Below are 23808 nucleotides of genomic sequence, written 5' to 3' on the forward strand. Positions count from 1 at the left end.
AATTTGATGTCGATAAATGACAATGATCTGCCGATCGAATCCACTAGGCTGCGTTGCAACAGGAAAGAGGGGATCGATCATGGCTATCAATCGCAAAATGGCGGTGCTTGCCGGGGCCGGGGTGGTGACCCTGGCGGCCTGGCCCTTGCTGGCGCAGCGGGCACCCACCAGTGGACCGGTAGCGCGCTATGATATGCGTGCGGGTACGGTCTCGGGGATGATGGCGATGGGCGGCGGCATGGGCGGTGCGCTGGGCATGCTGGGCGGCGGCGGCGGAGACCGCGTGCAGAAGGAACTCTATCTGCGTCTGGGTTCCAGCCAGGCTCCGGCCAAGGGCGGACCCAAGGCCGACCACTTCATGCCTCCGGTTGCCAAGCTGGGCAAATCAGTCGCGCTGGCCACCCCGGTCCAGGAAAAGGGCGGGGCTGACGAATTGCCGCAGAAGCCGACCGGGCGAATCCTGATCTTCTGGGGCTGCGGTGAACGTGCACCCAAGGGGCAGCCGGTTGTAATCGACCTGTCCAAGATCGCAGCCGGCCAGATGCCGCCGGGGCTATGGACCAGCACGATCATCCGCGACTGGGGCCCCAGCCTGACCAACAGCAAGACCTTCGGGCGCTGGCCGGCCGAAGACCACAAATTCGTCAAGCCGGACAGTTCGCTGATCGGCGCGCACCGCGTGGCGGGCAATTACTCCCCCGAAATCGCCTTCAACCTGACGCAGGATTTCATGGCTCCGCTGCGCGCGACCAACGCTGAAAACGCCAGCGGCTCGGCTTTGCTGAGCTGGAATTCGGTTCCCGGTGCCACTGGCTATCTCGCCTTCATGTTCGGCGGCAAGCAGGGGCCGGGCGGGCAGATGGGTGATATGGTGATGTGGACCAGCAGCGCCAGCCGGCAGTTCGGCGGCGGCCTGTCGGACTGGCTCAGCCCCGGGCAGGTCGCGGCGCTGGTCAAGGATCGCACGGTGATGGCGCCGGCCACCACCAGCTGCACGATCCCGGTTGAAGTGCGAAAGGCCGGGCCCGACTTCCGAATGGGCATGCTGACTGCGTTCGGGCCGGAAGAGAATTTCTCCTATCCGCCGCGCCCCGCCGATCCCAAGGCCGCGTGGAACCTTGTCTGGACCGCGCGAGTGCGGCATCGTTCGATGACCAGCTGGATGGACATGCCCGGAATGGCCGGCATGCAGGGCCAGCCGGGCGAACAGCAGCAGGAAAAGAAGTGCAAGAAGGGCATTGGCGGGATTCTGGGCGGGGTGATCAAGGGCGGTTGCTGAACCGCGCTGACCGGTGCTGCTGATCCTGTGGCACAGCCGCACCGGCGCCAGCCGGGCGATGGCCGAAGCTGCCTTTGTCGGCGCTGCGGGCAAGGCCCGGATCCTGCCGGCAATCAAAGCTGGACCGGACGACCTGCTGGCGGCGGGCGGTTACCTGTTCGCCTGCCCGGAAAACCTTGGCAGCATGAGCGGGACGATGAAGGACCTGTTCGAGCGCTGCTATTACCCGCTGCTGGGCCTGATCGAAGGGCGGCCCTATGCCAGCATGATCGCCGCAGGCAGCGACGGTCGCGGCGCGCAGGCGCAGTTGGACCGGATCGTCACCGGCTGGCGCCTGCGCCGCGTGGCCGATCCGTTGATTGCCATGCTGGGCGCGCAGACACCCGCACAGATCGCCGCAGAAAAGGCACTGCCATCGCAAATAGTGGAGCAATGCCGTGATCTGGGGGCGGCACTTGGCGAAGGGATTGAACAGGGTATCTTCTGAATGTGGCGCGCCAAATCGTGTCCGATTTGGAACTATTTGCTTGAGCAGGACTCGACTATTCCCCAGAAAAGGTGCCAGAGAAAGCGCCGCAAGCAAATTCCATTGATCGGGGGGATCGGTCATCGCATCACCAGATGCCCTGAACGTGCCGGCAGGCGATGCGATCCTCACGCTCGCATTTTCAGCAGGCAAGCGGCCGGATCGCGGGACCATGCTGTTGCTGGCAGACGGTGAACCGATCGGGACGCGATTCATTGCCAGCCACTTGCCCGATCCTGAAGCCGGTTGGCTGGAATTGCTGGCGGCCGGGCTGACATTCGATTGCCGCGGACTTGCCCCGGCCCCGGGCGAGCCGATGCCGGCCCATGACGCTTTGCTGGGGCTTGAGGCCAAGCCGCAGGGGGAGGCGATTTCGCTGACTCCCGGGCCGCACCTAGCCGAAGCTGCCGGGATGATTCCGGTGCTCAAGGTGCTATCGGGGATCGGCGCAACCTTGGCCGGTCTGCCCGATGTGGTGGCGGTCGCCTGGAACCCGGCACGCTGCTGGATGCCGGCAGGCTATTTTCGCAAGGTCGTTTCCGGCTGGCTGGCGGGCGGACCCTTTCCGGCGCTGGGCCTGACCTCGCTTCAGCGCAACCCTGATGGCTCGATCGAAACGGTGGGGATGGATCTGATCACCGGGCAGGAGCTGCTGTTCGCCCCCGATCGCAAGCTGGCCCCGGCCGACGCCGCGCGGATTGCGGTTCGATTGATCCATGCCTTGATTGAGGTTGAACCGCTTGCCGGTCCACACGAATTCACCGGTCCTGAAGGAGAAGCGATCGACGTCGTGCCGATCGGCGGCGGGCGGCAATTGCGGGTAACCTTGCGGCGATGAAGGCGGGATTGTGAGATTGGTGGCGTGAGCCTTGGGGGTGCGGTTTGGCCGGATTGACCAGTGCAGGGTTCAACCTGCTGGCCCCGCACCGCACCCGCCTTTCTTTCCGCTCGGTCAACCGGCGCGATACCCCGGGGTATGAGCCTGGCTTGCAGCGTCATCACATCCTGCCGCGCCAAGTTCTGACCCGCGCCTGCTTTGGTCCGCTGCTGCGTGCCCTGGGGCGCGAACAGGTCGATTTCGATGACTTCCGCCGCAACGGCCTGCTGCTGCCCGCCAACGACGCGGCGGCGGTCAGGATCGGCCTTCCGCTGCATCGCGGCCCGCACCGCGATTACAACACGATGGTGATCGAACGCGTCGGCCAGATCGAGGCAAGCTGGTCAACCATGCGCCTGCGCGCACCCGAAGTGGCCCTGGTTGAGGCTTACCAGCGGCTCGAGCTGTTGCAGCGCGCACTGCGCCGCCGGTTGCTTGACCAGCAACGCCGGCTGCGGCTGAACCGCCGCGACCCTCTGGGGCAGGGGCTGGACTTCAGCGAGCTTGACGCGATGGCCGCCACATTGTGGCAGGCCACCGATCAGCAACAACCTTAGGTCCTGACGCTAGTCCAGCGCCATCCGGGCCTTGGCGGCCAGTTCGGTGCGGGCCTGGTCATATTCGGCTTCCAGCTTGCTGACCCGGTCGGCCACGCTGTCAACCGCGTCAACCGCGCCGATGCCCTGGCCCGAGCCCCAGATGTCCTTCCAAGCCTTGGCTTCGGTGTTGCCGCCCGAACCGAAATTCATCTTGCTGGGATCGCTTTGGGGCAGGTTGTCGGGATCAAGCCCGGCCGCCACGATCGAGGGCCGCAGGTAGTTGCCGTGGACCCCGGTGAACAGGTTCGAATAGACGATATCGTCGGCCTTGCCGGCCACGATGGCGTCCTTGTAGCCCTGCTGGGCATTGGCTTCCTTGGTTGCGATCCAGGGGCTGCCGATATAGGCGAAATCGGCCCCCATCGCCTGTGCCGCCAGGATCGAGCGGCCGCAGGCGATCGAGCCCGAGAGCGCCACCAGCCCGTCAAACCATTGGCGGATTTCCTGCATCAGAGCGAAGGGTGAAAGCACGCCTGCATGGCCGCCGGCACCGGCCGCCACGGGAATCAGGCCGTCAGCCCCCTTTTCGATCGCCTTGCGGGCGAAGCGATCGTTGATGACATCGTGCATCACGATCCCGCCCCAGGCATGAACCGCCTGGTTGATATCCTCACGCGCGCCCAGCGAGGTGATGGTCATCGGCACCTGCCATTTGGCGCAGACCTCCATGTCTTCTTCCAGCCGGTTGTTCGATTTGTGAACGATCTGGTTCACGGCATAGGGCGCCGCGGGACGATCGGGATTGTCGCGGTTGTGCGCGGCCAGTTCCTCGGTAATCCGGTGCAGCCATTCGTCGAGCACGCCCGAGGGCCGGGCGTTGAGCGCCGGGAAGCTGCCGATGATCCCGGCCTTGCACTGGGCGATGACCAGGTCGGGCACAGAAATGATGAACAGCGGCGAAGCGATGACAGGCAGGCGCAGGCGATCGAACGGGGCGGGCAGCGGCATCTCTCTTGGGTATCCCTGTTTATGACGTGACAGGTTTTCCTATGAGACTGATTGACCGCTGTCGAGGGGCTTGCGGTATCGGCGCGCGATCCATAGCCTGCAACCCATGCACCCCATGATCATCGGCCTCGCTTGCGATGGCGAACATCGCTTTTCAAAGCTGCCGTGCGATAGCATCGTGCTGATCGCGGGGCGGGGCGTGCAGGGCGATGCCCACGCCGGCCAGCTTGTTCAGCACCGCTCGCGCGTGGCCAAGAACCCCAATGCGGCCAACTTGCGGCAGGTTCACTTGATTCAGGCCGAACTGTTCGATGAACTGGCCAGCAAAGGCTTTGTAGTTGCACCAGCCCAGTTGGGTGAAAACGTGACCACGCGCGGGATCGACCTGCTTGGCCTGTCGTGCGGTACGCGGCTGCGGTTGGGAGCGGACGCGCTGATCGAGATCACCGGCCTGCGCAATCCGTGCAAGCAGATCGACGGGCTGGCTAGGGGCTTGATGGCGGCAACGCTCGACACCGCCTCCGATGGCAGCCTGATCCGCAAGGCCGGGGTCATGGCCGTGGTCATCACCGGCGGGGAAGTGCAGGTGGGCGATGCGATCGAGCTGGAATCGATGCCGCTGGCGCATGAGCCGCTTGAGCCGGTCTAGGCAAAGGCGTTACCGGGAAATTTGAAACGAGCTTTAGTGACGCTTGCCGAGCGCGTGTTATCTCGATAACACAGTTGGTGAAAATGACCTTGGCCGACAATTCCTTTATCTCTGAGGCAGCACCAATCCGCCAGTCGGTGGCGGCCGGGATGGTTCTGGGACTGATCGAATTCGCCGCTGCGCACGGCGCCGATCGGGAGAGTCTGTTCGCCATGGTCGGAATGGCAGGAATCAACGACCCCGATCCCAACCGCCGGATTGCGCTCGATCGTTATGCCGCAATGCTGCGCGAAGCGGCGCGGCAATGCGGGGATCCCGCGCTGGCAATCTATTTCGCTGAACAGACCAATTTCGCCGACCTATCGATCGTCGGTCTGATCGGCTATGCTTCGGAAACGATGCGCGATGCGCTTGACCAGCTCAACCGCTTCGGGCGGCTGGTGACTGACCTGGCGGTGCGCGGCGGCAATCGATTTATCCTGAGCCATGAACCCGATGGTCTGTGGCTGACCGATTGCCGGATCGACGAGCCGCCATTCCCCGAACTGACCGAATCGACGCTGGTGCGAATGGTCGTGGGTACCCGCCAATTCGGCGAAACGCCCTATGCCAGCCTGGCCGAAGTCACCCATCAGGATCGCGGCACCGGGGTTGAACTTGAACGGGCGCTGCGCGTGCCGGTTCGCTTCGGTGCTGCCCGCAACGCACTGCGGGTCAGTCAGGAATGGCAGGAATACCGGATCGCGCTTTACCCGCGCTATGCCTTCGGCCTGTTCTGCGCGGACGCGGATCGCCTGCTGGCGCAGCTCGACGCCAGCCGCACGGTCAGCGGCCAGGTCGAACGCGCGCTGGTGCCATTGCTGCATACCGGCACCGTCTCGGCTGAAAGCGTAGCCCGTGGGCTCGGCTACAGCGGGCAGGGGCTTTACCGAGCGCTACGGGCCGAAGGGCAGACGTTTGAGGCGCTGCACGCCGCGCTGCGACACCGCTTTGCGCAGGGGTATCTTGAACAGGGCCGGGCCTCGCTCAAGGAGATTGCCTATCTGCTGGGCTATTCAGATGTCTCGGCCTTTTCCCGGGCGTTCAAGCGTCGGGAGGGGATGGCGCCGGGCAGCTATCGCCGTAAGCGCTAGGCCCAGGCCTGCCGATAGAGCGCGACAATCTCATCCGTATCGGGCACGCGCGGGTTGTTGGCGGGCGAACCGGATGCAAGGGCCTGTTCGGCCATCAGCGGCAGCAGGCTGTCCCACCGGGCCGGGTCGATCCCGTAATCGCGCGGGCTGGGCACTGCCAGGTCGGCGTTGATCCGGTGCAGCGCTTCAACCAGCCGGCCAACCGCTGACTGATCGCTTTCCACCTCATCGGCCAGGGCCATGGCCCGCGCGCAATCCGCATACCGGCCCAATGCAGCGGGTGCGCTCCACTGGGTGACCACCGGCATCAGCATCGCGTTCGACAGGCCGTGGCTGACGTGAAAATGCGCGCCGATCGGCCGGCTCATCCCGTGAACCAGCGCGACCGAGCTGTTCGAAAAGGCGATCCCGCCCTGCAAGGCTCCCAGCATCAGGGCTTCACGCGCCGGGCGGTCACCCGGATCGGTGCAGGCGCGCGGCAGATTGGGCCAGATCAGCCGCATCGCCGAAAGCGCCATGGCATCCGCAAAGGGATTGGCCTGCTTCGAAACATAGGCCTCGATCGCATGGACCAGACTGTCGATCCCGGTATCGGCGGTAAGCCGCGCCGGTTTGGTCAGGGTCAGCTCGTAATCGACCAGCGCGATTTGGGGCAGATAGGCCAGCCCGGCGCAGAGCATCTTCTCGTCGGTTTCGGCATCGGTGATCACGGTAAAGCGCGTCGCTTCGCTGCCAGTCCCGGCGGTGGTGGGAATGGCCAGGATCGGCAAGCCTGGTGCATTCTCCTGATGCGGGGCCTTGAGATCGCGCACCGCGCGGTCGCGCTTCACGGCGATAATCTTGGCGCTGTCGATCGGGCTGCCGCCGCCAAGCCCGATCACGCAATCGTGATCGCCTTCGGCCAGAACCGCACAGCCTGCTTCGATCGAAGTCACGGTAGGATCAGGCACCACACCGGTAAAGGCCCGCGCGGCGATCCCGGCACCGGCCAGCAGGTCAAGCACTCTCTGAAGCAGGCCGGAACCTTCGATCCAGCTATCGGTCACCACCAGCGGACGTGCCAGGCCGGCCTGCGCGAGAACCTGCGGGAGCTCTGCCAGCACCCCGCCGCCGATGCGGATCACCCGTGGCAGATTGATCGCGGCCATCGCTCAGCTTTGCGGCCGGTACCAGATCGGCGAGGTATAGGCACGCTCCTGATCCTTGAGCCGCGCACCCTTTGGTGGTTTGGTGCCAAAGCGGACCATGTCATAGGCCACCCAGCGCGGGGTCGGGATTTCGAGCACCCGGACATAATAGAAGGCGCGCTGATCGGCGTGAAAATCAGGATCGCGCCAGACGGTGCTGAGCGCCGCAGCGCCGATCGAATTGCGATAGGTGGCGGTGGCAAGGTTGACGGTATCGCCAACCGGAGCCAGTTTGCCACCGACGATCTTGCGTCTGCCCGGTGCGGACCAGGCGACGTCATAGATCTGCTCGTGCGGTTCGCCCTGGGCATCGACCCAGCCCTTGATCACTTGCACCCGATCCAGGTTTGCGCCGATCGGATCCTTGAGCGCCGAGATCAGCAGGCTGGGGGCGCCCTTGCCGGGCTTCATTGCGCCGCCCATCGGTACACCGCGGGCATAGCCGGTGCGGACCCAGTCACCCTTGAGATCGCGGGGCGAGAAATCCCACCCGGCGAAGACCCGCACCGTCATGCGCGGGCCGGTTGTCGCATAGACCTCGCGCCGCTGCATCGCGTCGAAGATTGCTTCGCGCGTGTTGGCCGTGGCCCAGACCGCGGCCAGCCCGCCCGACTGGTATTGCCAACCGATCCGGCCTTCCTTGATCCCGGGATTGACCACCGCATTGCCCCGGTCTGCCCCAGGGGCTTCGTTGCTGAACTTGCCGTGGAAATTGTCTTCTTCGGTCGAAGCGAGTGCGGTGTGGCTATCGGAAGACCCGATCAGCCCCAGCATGTAGGGATTGATCCCGGTTTCCGCTTCAAGCAATAGCCCGCGTTTCAGCACTTCGCGAAGATACTCGCCCCCGAACATTCCGGGCTGCTTCAGCGTGGTCAGCGGGGCATTGCCATTTTCCCAGCCGGCGTCGCCGAAATCGGCGAATTCATCGTTGCGCGACAGCGCCGGGTGGCTTTCGCTATCGCCCTTGTACTGGGTTACTTCGGCCAGCGGTTCATGCGCGGCACGGCGGCGGTTCATTTCCGCAGTCAGTTGCCCGCCGTCCCAGTCGCTCATCAAGAAGGCCATGCCGTTCGACAGATTGGAATTGTGCGGGATCGCCAGGGTCTGCCCGCCCGTCGCCCTGGCATAGGCATCCATGTAATCCCACAGCGGCTCGGGGCCCTTCTTGCCGTCAGACGGGAAGGGCAGAACCTTGCGGGCCTTGTCTGCACCATCGCGGAAAATGACGTTGCGGTGCAGGGTGTTGCCCTTGGGCTGGAGCGAGTATTCGAAGCCGATCAGCGCGGTGAACTTGCCCGGTTCGTTGTAGCGCTCAACCGCATCCAGCTGGCCATCCCACACCCGCCGGGCGGTTTCACGCATCCGCTTGGGATCGGCGAAATCGGGCGGAAGGGTGCCTTTGGATGCTGCGGTAACCATCTCGCGAAAGGCGCCATAGGCGGCATCGCCGCCCTGGTGCATCATCGCTCGCCAGCGTTTGAGCGTCGGATCGGCGATCTGGTCTTCCGGCGTGTTGTAGAGGTCAGCCGTAACTCCGATCGCGTCGCTGTGATCCGCAATCGTCAGGAAGTCGAGCGGGCGATGCAGCTTGGCCTTCCCGCCGGCGGTCGTCACCTCTTCGCCGCGGGCAAAGCGCAAGGCGTCTTCGGGGCCCAGCCGTAGCCCGGCGGTAAACGCGTCGAACGAATTGGCGGTGTGAAGGTGGGTGTCACCCCACAGCACCTTCTGGGGATAGGGATCCTGCTTCACCGCAGGGACCGCCGCAGCGGCCTGCACCGGAGCGTCAGGCTGGCCAGCCAGAGTCAGACCAACGCCCAGCGCCAGGGCGCCTAAAGCAACCGAATGAACTAGTCGCATCCTTACCCCCAATTATCCGAGCAGATGTTCCATCCCATAAAACCGCGCGGCTGTTCCGGCATAGAGCGCTCGCTTCTCATCCGCCGAAGCGCCCAGCGTCAGTCGTTTGAACGCATTCCACAGCACGCTATAGCTCGCGCCCCACTTGTCGACCGGATAGTTGCTTTCGAACATTGCCCGTTCGGGCCCGAAGGCCTCGATGCAGGTTTCGATATAGGGCCTCCACATCGCTGCCAGCACTTCGGACGTAAGCCCGGCGGCGGGGCCATGATCGGGCATCCCGGCGAACGACATCGCCAGCCCGCCCAGCTTGACCGAGACGTTCTGGCACTGGCCGATCGCCTTGATCTTCTCACGCCACAGATCGAAGCGTTCGTGCAGCTTGCCGTGATAAGGCCCCATGCCCAGCGGCGTACCGCAATGGTCAAGGCAGATTGGCTGGTCGGGGAAAGCCCGGGCCAGGCTCAACACATCGTCAAGCTGCGGTTCAAGCAGCCAGGCATCGAAAGTCAGTCCGCGCTTGCCCAGTTCGGCGAAACCTTCGCGGAACCGGGCGTCGAGGTAGAGACCGCCGGGGTGATGGAACGGGGGGCCAAGCACATCGGGATCGGCATCCCAGGCTGCGGCATGGCGAATGCCCTTGAAGCGCGGGCTGGCGGCCGAGAGCGCATCAAGCACATCGCCGGCCTTGCCGCCCAGGGTCAGGTCGGCATGGCCGATGATCGCATCGCACATCCTGACATCGCCATAGAGCCCGCAGGCGCTCTGCGCAGCGACGCCGTTGACGTATTCGACTTCACCCACAACCTTCATGTCGTCGCTGGCCCCGGCGCGATAGAATGCGCCGCATTCCATGAACACCGTCCCGATCACGTTATGGCCGCTGGTGACGTCGGCGTGCAGTTCGTTGAAGGTGTAGTAGGGCGAAAGCGCGATTGCCGCGAGGAAGTGGTGCCGCGGTTCCGGGAATGCGCTGAGCAGCGGGCGCAGGTCCCACAGGTGATGGTGCGGATCGATGATGGGCAGATCGGGTTCGAGGATCGCTTCGCTCATTTTCGCCTCTCCTTTTGTCACGCAGCTTATGCTCGCCTTGGCGTTTGACAAGCAGGCTTCGCAGGCACATTAATCGCTCGATTAAAAATGTGGAGAGGGCAATGGCGGGCGATACCGATTTTTCCGGCAAGCGGGTGCTGGTGGTGGGCGGATCGAGCGGGATCGGCAACGGGATTGCCCACGGTTTTCGCGAGCGCGGCGCAGCTGTGCATGTTTGGGGAACCCGCGCGAACGTCAGCGATTACGATCCGGCGGACGGGTCTGACCTGACCGGGCTGGGCTATACTTGCGTCGATGTCGGCGATCCCGATGCGATTGCGGCGGCGCCCATGCCCTTCGATGGCCTGGATGTGCTGGTACTGTGCCAGGGCACTGTGGTTTACAAGCGCGGCGAGTTTGAACGCGCCGGGTGGGACCGGGTGATGGCGGTCAACCTCGACAGCCTGATGCACTGCGCAAGCAAGTTCTGTGAGCAGCTCGCCGCAGCCAGGGGCAGCGTGATCATTGTCAGCTCGATCTCGGGCCTGAAGGCCAATATCGGCAATCCGGCCTATGCCGCGTCGAAGGCTGGGGCGATCAGCCTGACCAAGACGCTGGGCCAGGCCTGGGCGCCGATGGGGATCCGGGTCAACGGGCTGGCCCCTGGGCTGGTTGATACCAAACTGACCAAGGTCACCACCCAGCATCCTGATCGTCTGGCCGGCGCACTGGCGCGCATCCCTGATGGTCGCATGGGCACACCCGCAGACATGGCCGGCACCGCAATTTTCCTCGCCTCCCCGCTCGCATCCTACGTCACCGGACACACGGTGATCGTCGATGGCGGGCTCTCGCTCTGAAAGGATAGCATCACAATGGATTTCGAACACAGCGACAAGGTGAAGGACCTGCTGGCCAAGGTCGGCGCGTTTATGGACGAGCACATCTATCCCAACGAGGAATCCTATCACGATTGGGTCAATGATCCTGCGAAGCTGTGGCAGGAATGGCCGGGGATGGAAGACCTCAAGGCCAAGGCGCGGGCGCAGGGGCTGTGGAACCTGTTCCTGCCGCACGAGTATGGCGAGTTCTCGCCCGGGCTGACCAATCTTGAATATGCGCCGGTCGCCGAACTACTGGGGCGCGTGCCCTGGGCAAGTCAGGTGCTCAACTGTTCGGCCCCCGATACCGGCAACATGGAAGTGTTGGCCAAATACGGCTCACCGCAGCAGCAGGAAAAGTGGCTCAAGCCGCTGCTCGAAGGCACGATCCGCTCGGCCTATGTGATGACCGAGCCGCAGGTCGCTTCGTCCGATGCGACCAATCTTGAGCTGTCGATCACCCCCGATGGTGACGAATACGTTCTCAACGGTCGCAAGTGGTGGATCTCAAACGCGATGCACCCGCGCTGCGATATCTGGATCGTGATGGGCAAGACCGATTTCAACGCCCCGCGCCATGCCCAGCATTCGCAGATTCTGGTTGAACCGAACACACCGGGCATCACCATCGTGCGCCACCTCACCGTCTTCGGTTCGCACAATTCGCCGGGCGGCGAATGCGAACTGCGCTTTGACAACGTCCGGGTGCCCAAGGAAAACCTGATCCTGGGTGAGGGGCGCGGGTTCGAGATCGCGCAAGGCCGCCTTGGACCGGGCCGGATCCATCACTGCATGCGTTCGATCGGTCAGGCCCAGCGGGCGATGGAGATCATGGCCCGCCGTGCCGACAGCCGCACCGCCTTCGGCAAGAAGCTGGCCGACCAGTCGAGCATCCGTCAGGATATCGCGCGCAGCTTCTGCGAGGTCGAAATGGCGCGGCTGCTGACGCTGAAGGCAGCCGATGCAATGGACCGCTATGGCAACAAGGTGGCCAAGGACCTGATCGCCGCGATCAAGGTTGTTGCTCCGCAAATGGCGCAGACCGTGTGCGACCGGGCGATCCAGGTCCACGGCGGGATGGGTGTTTCGGACGATACGCCGATTGCCCGGTTCTTCACCCTGAACCGCTTCGTGCGTATCGCCGACGGCCCGGACGAAGTCCATATGAGCCAGCTCGGCAAGTCGAAGATCAAGGAATACGTCGCGATGAACGAGCGTTAGGCCAATGGCCTCGCTGTTCGATCTGACCGGCAAGGTTGCGCTGGTTACCGGCGGCAACAACGGCATTGGGCTGGGCATGGCCGAAGGGCTGGCCCAGCACGGCGCAACCGTGGTGATCTGGGGCACCAACGCCGAACGCAATGCCGCCGCAGCCGAGGTTTTGCGCAAGCACGGCGGCGAGGTCCGATCGGCATTGGTCGATGTCTCAGACGAGACGGCAGTCGCGGCTGGGGTCGCGGCAATCGTCGGCGAGTTCGGCCGGATCGACCAGGCTATCGCCAACGCCGGCATCTCGATCTCGCGCAAGAGCGTGTTCGAGATCAGCGAAGAGGATTTCCGGCGGATCGAGGCGGTCAACGTCCACGGCGTGCTGTTCACCCTGCGCGAGGCTGCACGGCACATGATCGAACGGCACAAGGCTGGCGACAGCGGCGGCTCGCTGGTCGGGATATCCTCGACCTCGGCGATACACGGTGCGGCGCGGAACGAACACTACGCCGCCACCAAGGGCGCGGTGGTGACGATGATCCGGGCCATGGCGGTCGAACTGGCACGCTATGGCATCACCGCCAACTCGATCCTGCCAGGCTGGACCCGCTCGGGCATGACCGAAGGGCTGCAGCAGTGGGACAAGTTCACCGACGCGGTGATCGGACGCGTGCCTACCGGTGACTGGCTCGACGGATCGGACTTCGCCGCCATCGCGGTCTACCTCGCCAGCCGGGGTTCGCTGCATCACACTGGCGATACCATCGTGATCGATGGTGGCTATACGATCTACTGACAGAGGACAGGCGATGAAGGCTCTTCGATATTACGGTGCGCGTGACGTGCGGTATGAGGGGATGGACGATCCGACCCCTGAGAGTGACCGCGATGCCGTGGTCAAGGTAACCGCCTGCTCGATCTGCGGGTCAGACCTGCACATTTACCACGGCCACGGCTTTTCCGAAGATGTCGGCTTCTGCGTCGGGCACGAGGCCGTGGGCGAGGTGGTCGAGGTCGGGCGCGCGGTCAGCCGGGTCAAGGTGGGGGACAAGGTCATGTTGCCGGCCGCGGTCGGCTGCGGGGCGTGCCGGTCCTGCCTGGCGGGCAATGTCGCCAACTGCGAGTTCAACCTTGGGTCCTGCTATGGCCTGTCGGCCCGGCTGCAGGGCTCCCAGGCCGAGGCGGTGCGGGTCCCGGCGGCGGACATGAACGCGGTCAAGGTGCCCGATGGCGTCAGCATGGACCAGGCGCTGATGATGACCGATGCCTTGGCCACGGCCTGGTACGGTGCGCGGCGGGCCGACATCCGGCCGGGTTCCTCGGTTGCGGTGATCGGGCTGGGGCCGATCGGGCTGATGGCGGTCGAGGCGGCCTTTGTGATGGGCGCGCACGTGGTCTATGCGATCGATCCGATTGCCGAGCGCCGGGCGATGACTGCGCACACCGGGGCAATCGCGCTGCATCCCGACGGAGTGCTCGACCGGGTCAAGGAAGACACCAAGGGAGCCAAGCTTGAATGCGTGGTCGAAGTGGTCGGCAGCGATGTTACGGTCGATCTGGCGCTGCGGCTGGTGGCGCGGCGCGGGACGGTTTCGGTGATCGGCGTCCAGCAGAGCCGCCGCTATCCGTTCCCGCTTGAACGCGCCTTTGCCGCCGGGCTGACCTTCCGCGCCGGGACCTGCTCGGTGCCCGAGGAGCTGCCGGCGCTGTTCCCGCTGGTCCAGTCCGGCCGGCTTCAGCCCGAACGCTACATCAGCCACCGCCTGCCGCTGAGCGAAGGGGCCGAGGCCTATCGCCTGTTCGAGGCGCGCGAGGCCGGGGCGCTGAAAATGGTGCTGCGACCGGATTAACCGGCCGCCGCCTCATTCGCCGCCGATAGCACCGCGCGGACGCTGGCAGTGGCCACGTCCTCGTCAATCCCGACGCCCCAGATGGTCTTGCCGCCCGGGGTGACGCATTCGACATAGGCCGCCGCGCGCGCGTCCGACCCGGCAGTCATCGCGTGTTCGGCATAGTCCTTGACCTCAAGCGAGACGCCAAAGGTTTCGGTGATAGTCGCTACGACCGAACTGATCAGGCCGTTGCCGCGGCCCGAGACCGACTGTTCCTTGTCATCGACCGCAATCTTGCCGGCAAAGATCCGGGTTCCGTCTGGTGCCTTCGATTCCTCGTAGTCGAGCAGCTGGAAATGCTGCGGCGTGTTGACGTGATAGACCCGCTGGAACACGTCCCAGATGTCTTCGGCAAACAGCTCGCGGCCCACTTCATCGGCCAGTTCCTGGACATGCTTGGAAAAGTGCGCCTGCATCTTCTTGGGCAGCTTGAGGCCCTGGTCCTGCTCAAGCACCCAGGCGAAGCCACCCTTGCCGCTTTGCGAATTGACGCGGATCACCGCCTCGTAATCGCGGCCCAGATCGGCCGGATCGATCGGCAGATAGGGCATGGCCCAGATCTCGTCGTTCTGGACTTCGCGCGCGGCAAAGCCCTTCTTGATCGCGTCCTGGTGGCTGCCCGAGAACGAGGTGTAGACCAGTTCGCCGACATAGGGATGGCGCGGGTGGATCGGCAGCTGATTGCAGTATTCCACCGTCTGCGCGATCTCGTCGATGTTCGAGAAATCGAGCCCGGGGTTGATCCCCTGCGTGTACATGTTGAGCGCGACGTTCACCAGATCGCAGTTGCCGGTGCGCTCGCCGTTACCGAACAGGCAGCCTTCGACGCGGTCCGCGCCCGCCATCAGCCCCAGTTCCGCTGCGGCAACACCGGTGCCGCGATCGTTGTGGGTGTGCAGGCAGATCACCACCGCCTCGCGGTTGGGGATCATCCGGCCGAACAGCTCGATCTGGTCGGCATAGACGTTGGGCGTCGCGCATTCGACCGTGGCGGGCAGGTTGAAGATGATCGGCCGTTCGGCGGTCGGTTGCAGCACGTCCATCACCGCCGCGCAGACCTCGACCGAATATTCGACTTCGGCGGTCGAAAAGGTTTCCGGGCTGTACTGGAAAGTCCATTCGGTATCGTGATACTTGGCCGCCTGATCGCGCAGCACCATGGCCCCGTCGATCGCGATCTGCCTGATCTGGTCCTTGCTCATCCCGAACACGACCTTGCGCCAGACCGGCGAGACCGCGTTGTAGAGGTGGACGATCGCCTGCTTCGCGCCTTCAAGGCTGGCGAAAGAGGTTTCGATCAGGTCGCGGCGCGACTGGGTCAGCACCTGGACGATCACGTCATCAGGAATGCGGTTCGATTTGACCAGCCCCGAGATGAAATCGAAATCGGTTGCACCCGAAGCCGGGAAGCCAACCTCGATCTCCTTGACCCCGACCTTCAGCAGCAGGTCGAAAAAGCGGCTCTTCTTTTCCGAGCCCATCGGATCGATCAGCGCCTGGTTGCCATCGCGCAGGTCAGTCGAAAGCCAGCGCGGGGCCTTTTCGATGACCTTGGACGGCCAGGTCCGGTCAGGCAGGTTGATCGGCGGGAAGGGGCGGTACTTGACGCCCGGGTTGTTCAGCATGGTCATTGCGGTATCTCTGCTTGGCTTTGCGACTTTGTGGCGATTTCTGTCCCCTTGAGCGGCGCTGCGTGCCGCCCATGCGCACGCCAGCTCACGCCCAAGGGCGGATAAGTCGCAGGGTAAGGCCAAGTGGCGAGATCATGGGCATAGCCTATGGCCGCAGGAATCCGCGCTGTAAAGGGGTTTGCGGGCGCTTGCGCGGAATGCAAGTTGATGAAATGCATCCTGGGAGCACCTTTTTGAAAGCCATAAAGGAGTACGCCAGATGCACGAAGGCCGCGCACTGGGCGCGGCCTTGGGATGCGACGATTTCCGGAACCGGGTGGCATTCGGTGAAACTATCAGATCGCCGCGATGTAGGAAAACCGGGAGTCAAATCCGATCCCGCCAGGCGTGCCATTTGTAGAGCAAGGCAAACACGGGTGGCCCAAAAGTCCAGATAGCGCCCAGCACGAAGTCCATGCCAGCCACCTGGTTCTGTGCGACGCTGGTCGTATCAACCCCGTTCAACTCGAACAGTGGGGTCGCCGGATCGCTTGGCAGCCATTTGGCGTTTGGTAGCATCAGGCCCTTTAGCGTCCAGGTGATGATCCACAGCCAGGGTAAAGTCAGCACCACGATCGAAAAGCTGCGCGCCGCGCGTTGCCAAAGCTTGTCGACATATTCGTCGCGCAAGCTTCGGGTGAAGATCAGGACATAGAGGGTGACAAGCGCCATGAAATATGGGGGCGTCAGCACGATGACGATTGGTCCGACCGCGGCGAAAGTGAATCCGAATCCGAAACGCAGGATCGCCAGTACGCCTTCAAGCGATATGTGGATCAGCAGGGCGGCAGTCAGGATCTTCTCATAGTTCTGCCTGATGAACTGAACGAACATGCAATCACCCTTTCGGTCTGTGGCTCCGCCGTTCATGCTGCAGCTTGGCATTGAGGGCAACCTGCACCCGGACCAATGCCACATCGCTCCAGATCCGCCTCATTCACCGGCCGTCCGCAGGCCTTGCAACTGGTGTATTCACCCGGCACCAATCCATGCCCCACGCTGACGCGTTCATCGAAGACATAGCACTGCCCCTGCCACAGGCTCTGCTCCGGGGGCATGTCTTCCAGATACTTCAGGATCCCGCCCTTGAGGTGATAGACCTCGTCGATCCCCTCGGCCTTGAGAAAGGCGGTCGATTTCTCGCAGCGGATCCCGCCGGTGCAGAACATCGCAACCTTGGTCCCCGGTGAAAGCAGGTCTTTGCGGTGAGCGCGGAACCAGTCCGGGAACTGGCGAAAGCTGCGGGTGCCGGGATCGATCGCGCGCTGGAAGGTGCCGATCGCCACTTCATAATCGTTGCGGGTGTCGATCACCACGGTTTCGGGATCGGCGATCACCGCGTTCCACTGTTCGGGTGAGAGGTAATGGCCGGGATCGAGCGGATCAACCTGCGGCTGGCCCATGGTCACGATCTCGCGCTTGATCCGCACCTTCATCCGCTGGAACGGCAGCTTCGGCGCGCGTGAATATTTCACGTCAAGCTCTGCGCAGCCGGGCAGCTCGCGCAGTGCGGCAATCACCGCGTCGATCGCCACATCGCTGCCGGCTATCGTGCCGTTGATGCCCTCGCTGGCGATCAGCAGTGTCCCTCTGATTTGCTGGCCCCGGCACAGCTCGAGCAAGCGCCCGCGCAGGGCCGGCAAATCCTCGAACGGGGTAAAGCGGTAAAGCGCGGCGACTTTGATGGGGAGCGGCAGGTCGGTCATGCGCGGGCCCATAGCGTAAGAGCACCAAAAGCTGAACCCAAACCCAAACCATCGAATCCGACCGTCACCCCGGGCTTGACCCGGGGTCCCGCTTTTTCGTTTGGCCGCGTCCTTGATTGCCAGGATAGGAAGGGCAGCGGGACCCCGGGTCAAGCCCGGGGTGACGAGGCCAGGTATGCGGCGCGGCTATTCCGCCAATATCGGCCCCACCACCGAAACCCGTTCGGCATAGCGGGCGTTGGGGAAGTAATCCCACACCGCATGATGCTGGGTCGCGACATTATCCCAAATCACCAGCGTGCGATCTTCCCAGCGCACCCGGCACTGCGCGGTCAGCGTGCTTTCGATGTGCTGGAAGAACATTTCGAGCAGGTGCCGGTTCTCGACATGGTTCAGCCCCTTGATCCCGGTGGTGAAGCCGCGGTTGACCCACAGCACCTTGCGCCCGGTCACCGGGTGGCGGATCACCACCGGATGGACCGTGCGGTTGAACTGCCCGGCTTCGGGTTCGAACCCGTAGATCTGGCGATAGGGAAATGCCCCGTCATGCGTGGCTGAAAGCTGCTCGGCCAGCTGCTTGATCGGCGCCGACAACCGCTCATAGCATTCGTACATGCTCGAATAGATCGTATCACCGCCGCCGCCAGCCGGGGCCTGGTGCATGTAGAGCAGGCTGGCGGCAATCGGATCGGGATCGCACGACACATCGGTATGCCAGGCTTCCCCGGCGGTCATCTTCGATTCGGCGGTGGTGCGAACCGGATAGACTTCCTCAACATCGCCGCCGCGCGCCTTGTTGAGCGCGTGGCGGTGCAGTTGCCCGGTGCCAAAGATCCGCGCGACCGCCTTGTGCGCTTCGCGGCTCAGCTGCTGATCGCGGATCACCAGCACCTGCCGTTCGGCCAGCCGGTCGCGCAGCCGGGCGATCAGGGCCTCGTCCAGCTGGTTGAGGTCCACCCCGGTCACTTCGCTGCCGATCACCGGGCCCAGTTGCACTTCGTGCCAGCCAGTAGCGCTCATCATCGTTCTCCCCTTTTGGCTTGGCGCGATGATGGCAAGCGGGCGCCAATCATGCTAGCGAACGCTGACCCATTTCAGGTCGCATAGAGGAAGCGCGATGCAGGTCGATCATGACATGGCCGATGCCAAGCTGCGGCTTTCAGGCTTTCTGGCGGTCAATCACTTCCTGGCGGCCAGCGATGTGCTGCGCCGCACCTTTGCGCTCGATCCGGAAGACCTGCTGATCGTGCTCACGGTGGCGCTGGGATCGGTCCAGCGGATGCTGCGCAATCCCGATCCGGACGGGCTGGCGCTGTCAACCGCGCTGGTCGAGCAGGACCGGATCGTCGCTGTCTCGCGCCGGGCGGTGGCGCGCGCGGCTGACCTGCCGCGCGAAACGGTGCGGCGGCGCGTGGCCGCGCTGCTCGATCGCGGCCTGCTGCTTGAATGGGAAGGCGGCCTGCGCAGCGCGCGGCGGCTGGTGCTGGCCGCCGAAGTGCGCGCCGCGATCCATGAATTGCTGGAAAGTTTCGCGGGTACTTGCCGGGTGCTGATCAGGGAAGGCGTACTTACCCCCTGATCCGGGCTTGCCCCGCCGCATTCCAGCGGCAATAACCGGTGCGAAACTGCAACCTATCGCATCCGGAGCGCCAGATACGTGACCACCACTACTGCCAAGTTCGACAAGGCCCGGCTTGCCCGGATCGACAGCTTCGTGAAGCAGCAATACCTTGATACCGGCCTGCTGCCGCATGCCCAGGTGCTGGTCGCGCATCGCGGCGATATTGCGCACTTCTCCTCGCAGGGCGCGGCGCGTGAGGGCGGCGGCGCAATCGACGAGACTTCGCTGTTCCGCATCGCCAGCATGACCAAGCCGGTCACCTCGATCGCCTTCATGCAATTGCTTGAACAGGGCAAGGTCGCGCTGGAAACGCCGGTTCATCACGTGCTGCCCGAATTCAAGGGGCAGGGGGTCTATGCCGGCGGCGGGGGCGGGGTGCCGTTCCTGACCAAACCGTGCGATCGGGTGATGACCATGCAGGACCTGCTGCGCCATACCTCGGGCCTGACCTATTCGTTCCAGAACCGTTCGAACATCGATCTGGCCCACCGTGAGGGCAAGCTGGAGAACTGGCACGGCAACCTGACGCTGGACGAACTGGTCGGCGCGCTGGGCAAGCTGCCGCTGGAATTCTCGCCGGGCACTGCGTGGAACTATTCGGTGTCCACCGATGTGCTGGGGGCGGTGGTGCAGCGGCTTTCGGGGCAAAGCCTCGATGCCTATTTCGCCGAGCATATCTTTGCCCCGCTGGGGATGAAGGATACCGGCTTCATGGTCCCGGCCGACCAGATCGACCGGCTGACCGATTGCTATACCTTCGTGCCTGGCAAGGGCCGGGTGATGTATGACAAGGGCGGCGAAAGCGCGTGGAGTCGGATGCCGCGCCAGCTTTCGGGCGGGGGCGGGCTGGTCTCGTCCGCGCTCGACTATCACCGTTTCACCACCATGCTGCTGAACGGCGGGGTGTTCGAAGGGGAACGGGTGATCGGCCGCAAGACGCTGGACCTGATGACCATGAACCACCTGCCGGGCGGGGCCGACATCGCCAGCATGTCGAAAAGCCTGTTCAGCGAGGAAAGCTATGGCGGGGTCGGCTTCGGGCTGGGCTTTGCGGTCAACCTCAATCCGGCGCGCTCGATGCTGCCGGGCTCGGTCGGCGAATTCAACTGGGGCGGGATGTTCTCGACCTACTTCTTCGTCGATCCGGTAGAGGAGGTGACCATGGTCTTCATGACCCAGCTTTCGCCCAGCAGCGCCTATCCGATCCGGCGCGAGCTCAAGACCCTGATCTATGCGGCGATGAACTGATGGCCGAGAATTCGCTGTATGAAGTCATGGGCCTGACCCGGATCGTCACCATGGATGCCGATGCGGGCCGTTCGTGCCTCGAATACCTGGCCAGGGCCGAGCAGTGCCATTCGGGCGGAGTGGTGCAGGGCGGGTTCGTTACCGGCTGGATCGATGCGGCGATGGCCCATGCCCTGATCGCCCGGCTGGGTGAGGGGATCGTGCCGATGACGCTGGAACTTAAGGTCAGCTTCCTGGCCCCGGCGCGGCCCGGACCGGTCTTTGCCGAAGGCTGGATCGTCAAGGCCGGACGCAAGACCGCCTTTGTCGAAGGCTGCCTGAAGGATGCGACAGGCGATCTGCTCGCCACCGCCAGTTCAACCCTGATGCTGGCCGACCGGGCCAGGGTGGAGGCGGCCTCGAAGGCAGCTACGTCCGCCTAGCCAGTTCGGCGCGGATTTCGTCCGAATGTTCGCCCAGCAGCGGCGGCATCCGGGCGGGCCGTTCTGCGACGCCGCCAAACCGCACCGGCTGCGCCTGTTCGAAATAGGCACCCTCGCTGGGATGCTCGCGGCGCGCGAAAAAGCCGACTGCGTTCAGGTGCGGGTCGGCGATAACTTCGCCCAGATCGCGGACCGGCTGCGCCGGAATATCGGCGTCCTCGCAGCGCTGCTGGAGTTCCGCGGTGGTGAAATTGCGAGTCAGTTCGGTCAGGTGAATGAACAGTTCGTCCTGGTGCGCGGCCCGCCCGCCTTTCACATTGAAGCGCTCCTGCGCGATAAAGGCGGGATCGCCCAACAGGTCGAACAGCTTGTCCCAGGCTTCGTGCGAATAGATCACGATCGCGATTGCGCCGTCGCTGGTCGGGAAGGGCTGGCGCAGCGGGTGGATCTGGCGCGGATAGCCAACCGGCGCGTTGGGGGGATCAAAGGTCTGCCCGCCCAGATGCTCCAGCATCATGAAGCTGGCGAAACTTTCGAACATCGGCACTTCAAGGAACTGCCCTTCGCCGCTGCGCTCGCGCCGGAACAGCGCGGCCAGCGCGCCATAGGCGGCGTGCAGCCCGGATACCTTGTCGGCAATCAGCGAGGGCAGATAGCGCGGGCGCGGATCGCCATCGACGCGCGGCAGCAGCGTGGTGGTGCCGGTCGCGGCCTGGATCACATCGTCATAGGCCTGCAGATCGGCATAGGGGCCCTGCTGGCCAAAGCCGACGCAGTGGACATAGATCAGCCGCGGATTGATCGCGTGCAGGCTGTCATAATCCAGCCCCAGCCGTTCCAGCGCCTTGCCGCGCACGTTGACCACGAACAGGTCGGCATCGCGCAGCAGGTCCAGCACCACCGCGCGGTCAGCCTCCTGCTTGAGGTCGAGCGCGATCGAGCGTTTGCCCCGGTTCACCGCCATGAAGCCCGGAGCCATGCCCGGGGTCTTTGCCGCCTCGGCCGACCAGCGGAAAGCATCGCCCACACCCGGCTGCTCGATCTTGATCACGTCGGCGCCCAGATCGGCCAGGATCTGCGTGCAATAGGGCCCGAACACCACCGTGGTCAGATCGATCACCCTGATCCCGTCAAGCTGCGGCTGGACCATCCCGATGCCTCTCCCTGCAATTCCCCACCGGGATAGCTTTAATCGGACGGTTAACACAATCGCGAACTTGGACTAGCCTGCGCGGCATGACCCAGATTCGCCCATTCACACTCGCCATTCCGCAAAGCCAGCTGGACGACCTCCACCAGCGGATCGACCTGACTCGCTGGCCCGACAAGGAAACCGTCAGCGACTGGTCGCAAGGTACGCCGCTGGCGGAGCTGCAGGACCTCGTCGGCTATTGGCGCAAGGGCTATGACTGGCGGCGGTGCGAGGCGCGGCTCAACGCGCTGGGCCAGTACAAGACCGAGCTTCAGGGCCTCGATGTGCATTTCCTGCATGTCCGCAGCCCGCGTGCCGATGCCGTGCCGCTGCTGATCACCCACGGCTGGCCAGGCTCGGTGATCGAATTCATGGGCGTGATCGATGCCCTGGCCAACCCGCCGGCGGGCGAACTGGCCTTCCACGTCGTCGCGCCTTCGCTGCCGGGCTTCGGCTTTTCGGACAAGCCGCGCGAGACCGGCTGGGGCGTGCCCAAGATTGCGCTGTGCTGGATCGAGCTGATGCAGCGGCTGGGTTATGAGCGCTGGGTCGCCCAGGGCGGCGACTGGGGCAGTGCGGTGACCTCCGCGATTGGCCTGATCAAGCCCGAGGGCTGCCTGGGCATCCACATCAACATGCCGATCGCGCGGCCCGAACCGCAGGATCTTGAAAACCCCAGCCCGGCCGAAGCCCGCGCGCTCAAGGCCCTGCAGCATTATCAGGAGTGGGATTCGGGCTATTCCAAGCAGCAGAGCACCCGCCCGCAATCGGTGGGTTACGGGCTGGTGGACAGCCCGGTCGGGCTGGCCGGGTGGATCCTGGAAAAGATGTGGGCCTGGACCGACAATTCGGGATCACCCTACGATGCACTGAGCCGCGATCAGATCCTCGACAACCTGATGCTCTATTGGCTGCCCGGCACCGGTGCCTCGTCGGCACGGCTCTATTGGGAAAGTTTCAATGCTTTCGCGCCGATGGAATTCACCCTGCCGATGGCGATCAGCGCCTATCCGAAAGAGATCCTGCCCGCACCGCGCAAATGGGTTGAACGCAGCGTCAGGAACCTGGTCCACTGGGGCGAGATGGACAAGGGCGGCCACTTCGCCGCCTGGGAACAGCCCGAAGCCTTCGTCCGCGAACTGCGCACCGCGTTCAGCAAGATGGCCTAGGTCCTGGCCCTAGCGCTGGAACCCGGCGCTGATCTGCAGGTCCACCGCATCGCCCACCAGCGGAATGCTGGTCGCCATCCCGAACTCCGATCGCATGATCCGCGCCGTGGCATGAAAGCCCAGCGTCTGCTTGCCGTTCATCGGGTTCTTGCCCGCCCCGGCAAAGCGCGCGTCGAGTGTGACCGGACGGGTCACGCCGTTCAGGGTCAACCGCCCTTCGATCTTGGCGCTGGTGCCATCGGCGCCCGGCTTGACCGCGGTTGAGACGAACAGGGCGTCGGCGGGCTTTGGGCCGAAGAAGTCCGGTTTGCCGCCGTCGCCGGACGGGCGCAGCAGGTGGCCGGTCAGCCCTTCGCTGGCAGTGGTCACCTTGCGCACCGGGATCCGCACCGCGACCCGCGCCTGATCAAGCTGCGCGGGATCGATCACCAGAGTGCCGGTGATCGATCCGAACAGACCGAAATAGTCGTTGAACCCCATATGGTTGATCCGCCATTCGACCAGCGTGTGCAGCGGATCGGCGGTATAGGTTCCGGCGGCGACCCGCGTCACATCCGGCTTGCCAGGCGCCTGCTTCGGCTCTGCCCAGACAGTGCCGGCCAGCACCAGGGCGAGCGGCAGGGCGGCAATGGCAATCGGACGCATCGGTATTCTCCCACAGGATTTGCCGTGCAGTCTGGCGCAAGCACCCCGCCGGTCAAGCGCTTTGCG

At 64.1% G+C, this 23808-nt stretch carries 24 protein-coding genes; 14 read left to right on the top strand and 10 right to left on the bottom strand.

Annotation, left to right across the window (positions count from 1 at the left end; all coding sequences use genetic code 11):
* The first annotated feature begins 79 nt into the window (after window positions 1–79).
* From IT549_RS08350 to IT549_RS08365, 4 genes are all read left to right on the top strand, one after another.
* Window positions 80–1279, top strand: coding sequence for a hypothetical protein (locus IT549_RS08350; protein ID WP_292971885.1), 1200 nt, complete (start codon window positions 80–82; stop codon window positions 1277–1279).
* A 13-nt stretch (window positions 1280–1292) separates the two neighbouring features.
* Window positions 1293–1766 carry an NAD(P)H-dependent oxidoreductase gene (locus tag IT549_RS08355; protein WP_365776537.1) on the top strand — a complete coding sequence of 158 codons (474 nt, stop codon included), beginning with the start codon at window positions 1293–1295 and terminating at the stop codon, window positions 1764–1766.
* Window positions 1767–1977: 211 nt separating this feature from the next.
* Window positions 1978–2643 carry a hypothetical protein gene (locus IT549_RS08360; RefSeq protein ID WP_292971887.1) on the top strand — a complete coding sequence of 222 codons (666 nt, stop codon included), beginning with the start codon at window positions 1978–1980 and terminating at the stop codon, window positions 2641–2643.
* 44 nt (window positions 2644–2687) lie between these two features.
* Complete coding sequence (locus IT549_RS08365) at window positions 2688–3239, top strand: AHH domain-containing protein (protein ID WP_292971889.1); 552 nt, start codon at window positions 2688–2690, stop codon at window positions 3237–3239.
* Window positions 3240–3248: 9 nt separating this feature from the next.
* Here the strand turns inward: IT549_RS08365 and IT549_RS08370 are convergent, their stop codons facing one another.
* Window positions 3249–4229 (bottom strand): nitronate monooxygenase family protein, encoded by a 981-nt coding sequence (locus IT549_RS08370; RefSeq protein WP_292971891.1) that lies wholly within the window; start codon window positions 4227–4229, stop codon window positions 3249–3251.
* 106 nt (window positions 4230–4335) lie between these two features.
* Here IT549_RS08370 and IT549_RS08375 point away from each other — a divergent pair, with 106 nt between their 5' ends.
* Together IT549_RS08375 and IT549_RS08380 are read left to right on the top strand one after the other, a co-directional pair.
* A complete protein-coding gene (locus IT549_RS08375) occupies window positions 4336–4878 on the top strand; it encodes an MOSC domain-containing protein (RefSeq protein WP_292971893.1) in 543 nt (180 codons plus the stop codon).
* An 83-nt stretch (window positions 4879–4961) separates the two neighbouring features.
* Window positions 4962–6011 carry an AraC family transcriptional regulator gene (locus IT549_RS08380; RefSeq protein WP_292972116.1) on the top strand — a complete coding sequence of 350 codons (1050 nt, stop codon included), beginning with the start codon at window positions 4962–4964 and terminating at the stop codon, window positions 6009–6011.
* On the opposite strand, the gene IT549_RS08385 is transcribed toward IT549_RS08380, so the two are convergent.
* Genes IT549_RS08385 through IT549_RS08395 form a run of 3 tightly spaced genes read right to left on the bottom strand, consistent with a single transcriptional unit; the run spans window position 6008 to window position 10108 of the window.
* Window positions 6008–7159 carry an iron-containing alcohol dehydrogenase gene (locus IT549_RS08385; RefSeq protein ID WP_292971895.1) on the bottom strand — a complete coding sequence of 384 codons (1152 nt, stop codon included), beginning with the start codon at window positions 7157–7159 and terminating at the stop codon, window positions 6008–6010. The genes IT549_RS08380 and IT549_RS08385 overlap by 4 nt on opposite strands.
* Before the next feature lie 3 nt (window positions 7160–7162).
* The gene (locus IT549_RS08390; RefSeq protein WP_292971897.1) at window positions 7163–9055 is read right to left on the bottom strand and encodes a DUF3604 domain-containing protein; all 1893 of its coding nucleotides are present in this window, start codon (window positions 9053–9055) and stop codon (window positions 7163–7165) included.
* A gap of 12 nt (window positions 9056–9067) precedes the next feature.
* Window positions 9068–10108: an amidohydrolase family protein gene (locus IT549_RS08395; protein WP_292971900.1), complete on the bottom strand. Its 1041-nt coding sequence runs from the start codon at window positions 10106–10108 to the stop codon at window positions 9068–9070.
* A gap of 101 nt (window positions 10109–10209) precedes the next feature.
* Here IT549_RS08395 and IT549_RS08400 point away from each other — a divergent pair, with 101 nt between their 5' ends.
* The 4 genes from IT549_RS08400 to IT549_RS08415 are packed head-to-tail and all read left to right on the top strand — an operon-like array spanning window position 10210 to window position 14027.
* Complete coding sequence (locus tag IT549_RS08400) at window positions 10210–10947, top strand: SDR family oxidoreductase (protein WP_292971903.1); 738 nt, start codon at window positions 10210–10212, stop codon at window positions 10945–10947.
* 15 nt (window positions 10948–10962) lie between these two features.
* Window positions 10963–12189 carry an acyl-CoA dehydrogenase family protein gene (locus IT549_RS08405; RefSeq protein ID WP_292971905.1) on the top strand — a complete coding sequence of 409 codons (1227 nt, stop codon included), beginning with the start codon at window positions 10963–10965 and terminating at the stop codon, window positions 12187–12189.
* Window positions 12190–12193: 4 nt separating this feature from the next.
* Window positions 12194–12973 carry an SDR family oxidoreductase gene (locus IT549_RS08410; RefSeq protein ID WP_292971908.1) on the top strand — a complete coding sequence of 260 codons (780 nt, stop codon included), beginning with the start codon at window positions 12194–12196 and terminating at the stop codon, window positions 12971–12973.
* 13 nt (window positions 12974–12986) lie between these two features.
* Window positions 12987–14027, top strand: coding sequence for an alcohol dehydrogenase family protein (locus IT549_RS08415; RefSeq protein WP_292971910.1), 1041 nt, complete (start codon window positions 12987–12989; stop codon window positions 14025–14027).
* Here the strand turns inward: IT549_RS08415 and leuA are convergent.
* From leuA to IT549_RS08435, 4 genes are all read right to left on the bottom strand, one after another.
* A complete protein-coding gene (leuA, locus tag IT549_RS08420; protein WP_292971912.1) occupies window positions 14024–15700 on the bottom strand; it encodes a 2-isopropylmalate synthase in 1677 nt (558 codons plus the stop codon). The genes IT549_RS08415 and leuA overlap by 4 nt on opposite strands.
* 366 nt (window positions 15701–16066) lie before the next feature.
* Window positions 16067–16609, bottom strand: a complete 543-nt coding sequence (locus IT549_RS08425) for a hypothetical protein (RefSeq protein ID WP_292971914.1) — start codon at window positions 16607–16609, stop codon at window positions 16067–16069.
* Entirely contained in the window at window positions 16606–17445 is an 840-nt protein-coding gene (locus IT549_RS08430; protein WP_292971916.1) for a rhodanese-related sulfurtransferase, read from the bottom strand. The genes IT549_RS08425 and IT549_RS08430 overlap by 4 nt, the downstream gene beginning before the upstream one ends.
* Before the next feature lie 186 nt (window positions 17446–17631).
* Window positions 17632–18465: a TauD/TfdA family dioxygenase gene (locus IT549_RS08435; RefSeq protein ID WP_292971918.1), complete on the bottom strand. Its 834-nt coding sequence runs from the start codon at window positions 18463–18465 to the stop codon at window positions 17632–17634.
* A gap of 97 nt (window positions 18466–18562) precedes the next feature.
* Here IT549_RS08435 and IT549_RS08440 point away from each other — a divergent pair, with 97 nt between their 5' ends.
* The 3 genes from IT549_RS08440 to IT549_RS08450 all read left to right on the top strand — a co-directional run bounded on the left by IT549_RS08440 (window position 18563) and on the right by IT549_RS08450 (window position 20736).
* Complete coding sequence (locus IT549_RS08440; protein ID WP_292971921.1) at window positions 18563–19024, top strand: hypothetical protein; 462 nt, start codon at window positions 18563–18565, stop codon at window positions 19022–19024.
* Between the two features lie 78 nt (window positions 19025–19102).
* Window positions 19103–20314: a serine hydrolase domain-containing protein gene (locus IT549_RS08445; protein WP_292971924.1), complete on the top strand. Its 1212-nt coding sequence runs from the start codon at window positions 19103–19105 to the stop codon at window positions 20312–20314.
* Entirely contained in the window at window positions 20314–20736 is a 423-nt protein-coding gene (locus IT549_RS08450; protein ID WP_292971926.1) for a PaaI family thioesterase, read from the top strand. Before IT549_RS08445 ends, IT549_RS08450 begins: the two co-directional genes overlap by 1 nt.
* On the opposite strand, the gene IT549_RS08455 is transcribed toward IT549_RS08450, so the two are convergent.
* Entirely contained in the window at window positions 20723–21886 is a 1164-nt protein-coding gene (locus IT549_RS08455) for a CoA transferase (RefSeq protein WP_292971928.1), read from the bottom strand. The two genes, IT549_RS08450 and IT549_RS08455, sit on opposite strands and share 14 nt — an antisense overlap.
* An 86-nt stretch (window positions 21887–21972) precedes the next feature.
* Here IT549_RS08455 and IT549_RS08460 point away from each other — a divergent pair, with 86 nt between their 5' ends.
* Complete coding sequence (locus tag IT549_RS08460) at window positions 21973–23097, top strand: epoxide hydrolase (protein WP_292971931.1); 1125 nt, start codon at window positions 21973–21975, stop codon at window positions 23095–23097.
* Window positions 23098–23106: 9 nt separating this feature from the next.
* Here IT549_RS08460 and IT549_RS08465 read toward each other — a convergent pair whose 3' ends face one another.
* Window positions 23107–23742, bottom strand: a complete 636-nt coding sequence (locus IT549_RS08465) for a YceI family protein (protein ID WP_292971934.1) — start codon at window positions 23740–23742, stop codon at window positions 23107–23109.
* Between the last annotated feature and the right edge of the window lie 66 nt (window positions 23743–23808).

This window comes from Novosphingobium sp. (assembly GCF_020852455.1).
Classification (GTDB): Bacteria; Pseudomonadota; Alphaproteobacteria; order Sphingomonadales; family Sphingomonadaceae; genus Novosphingobium.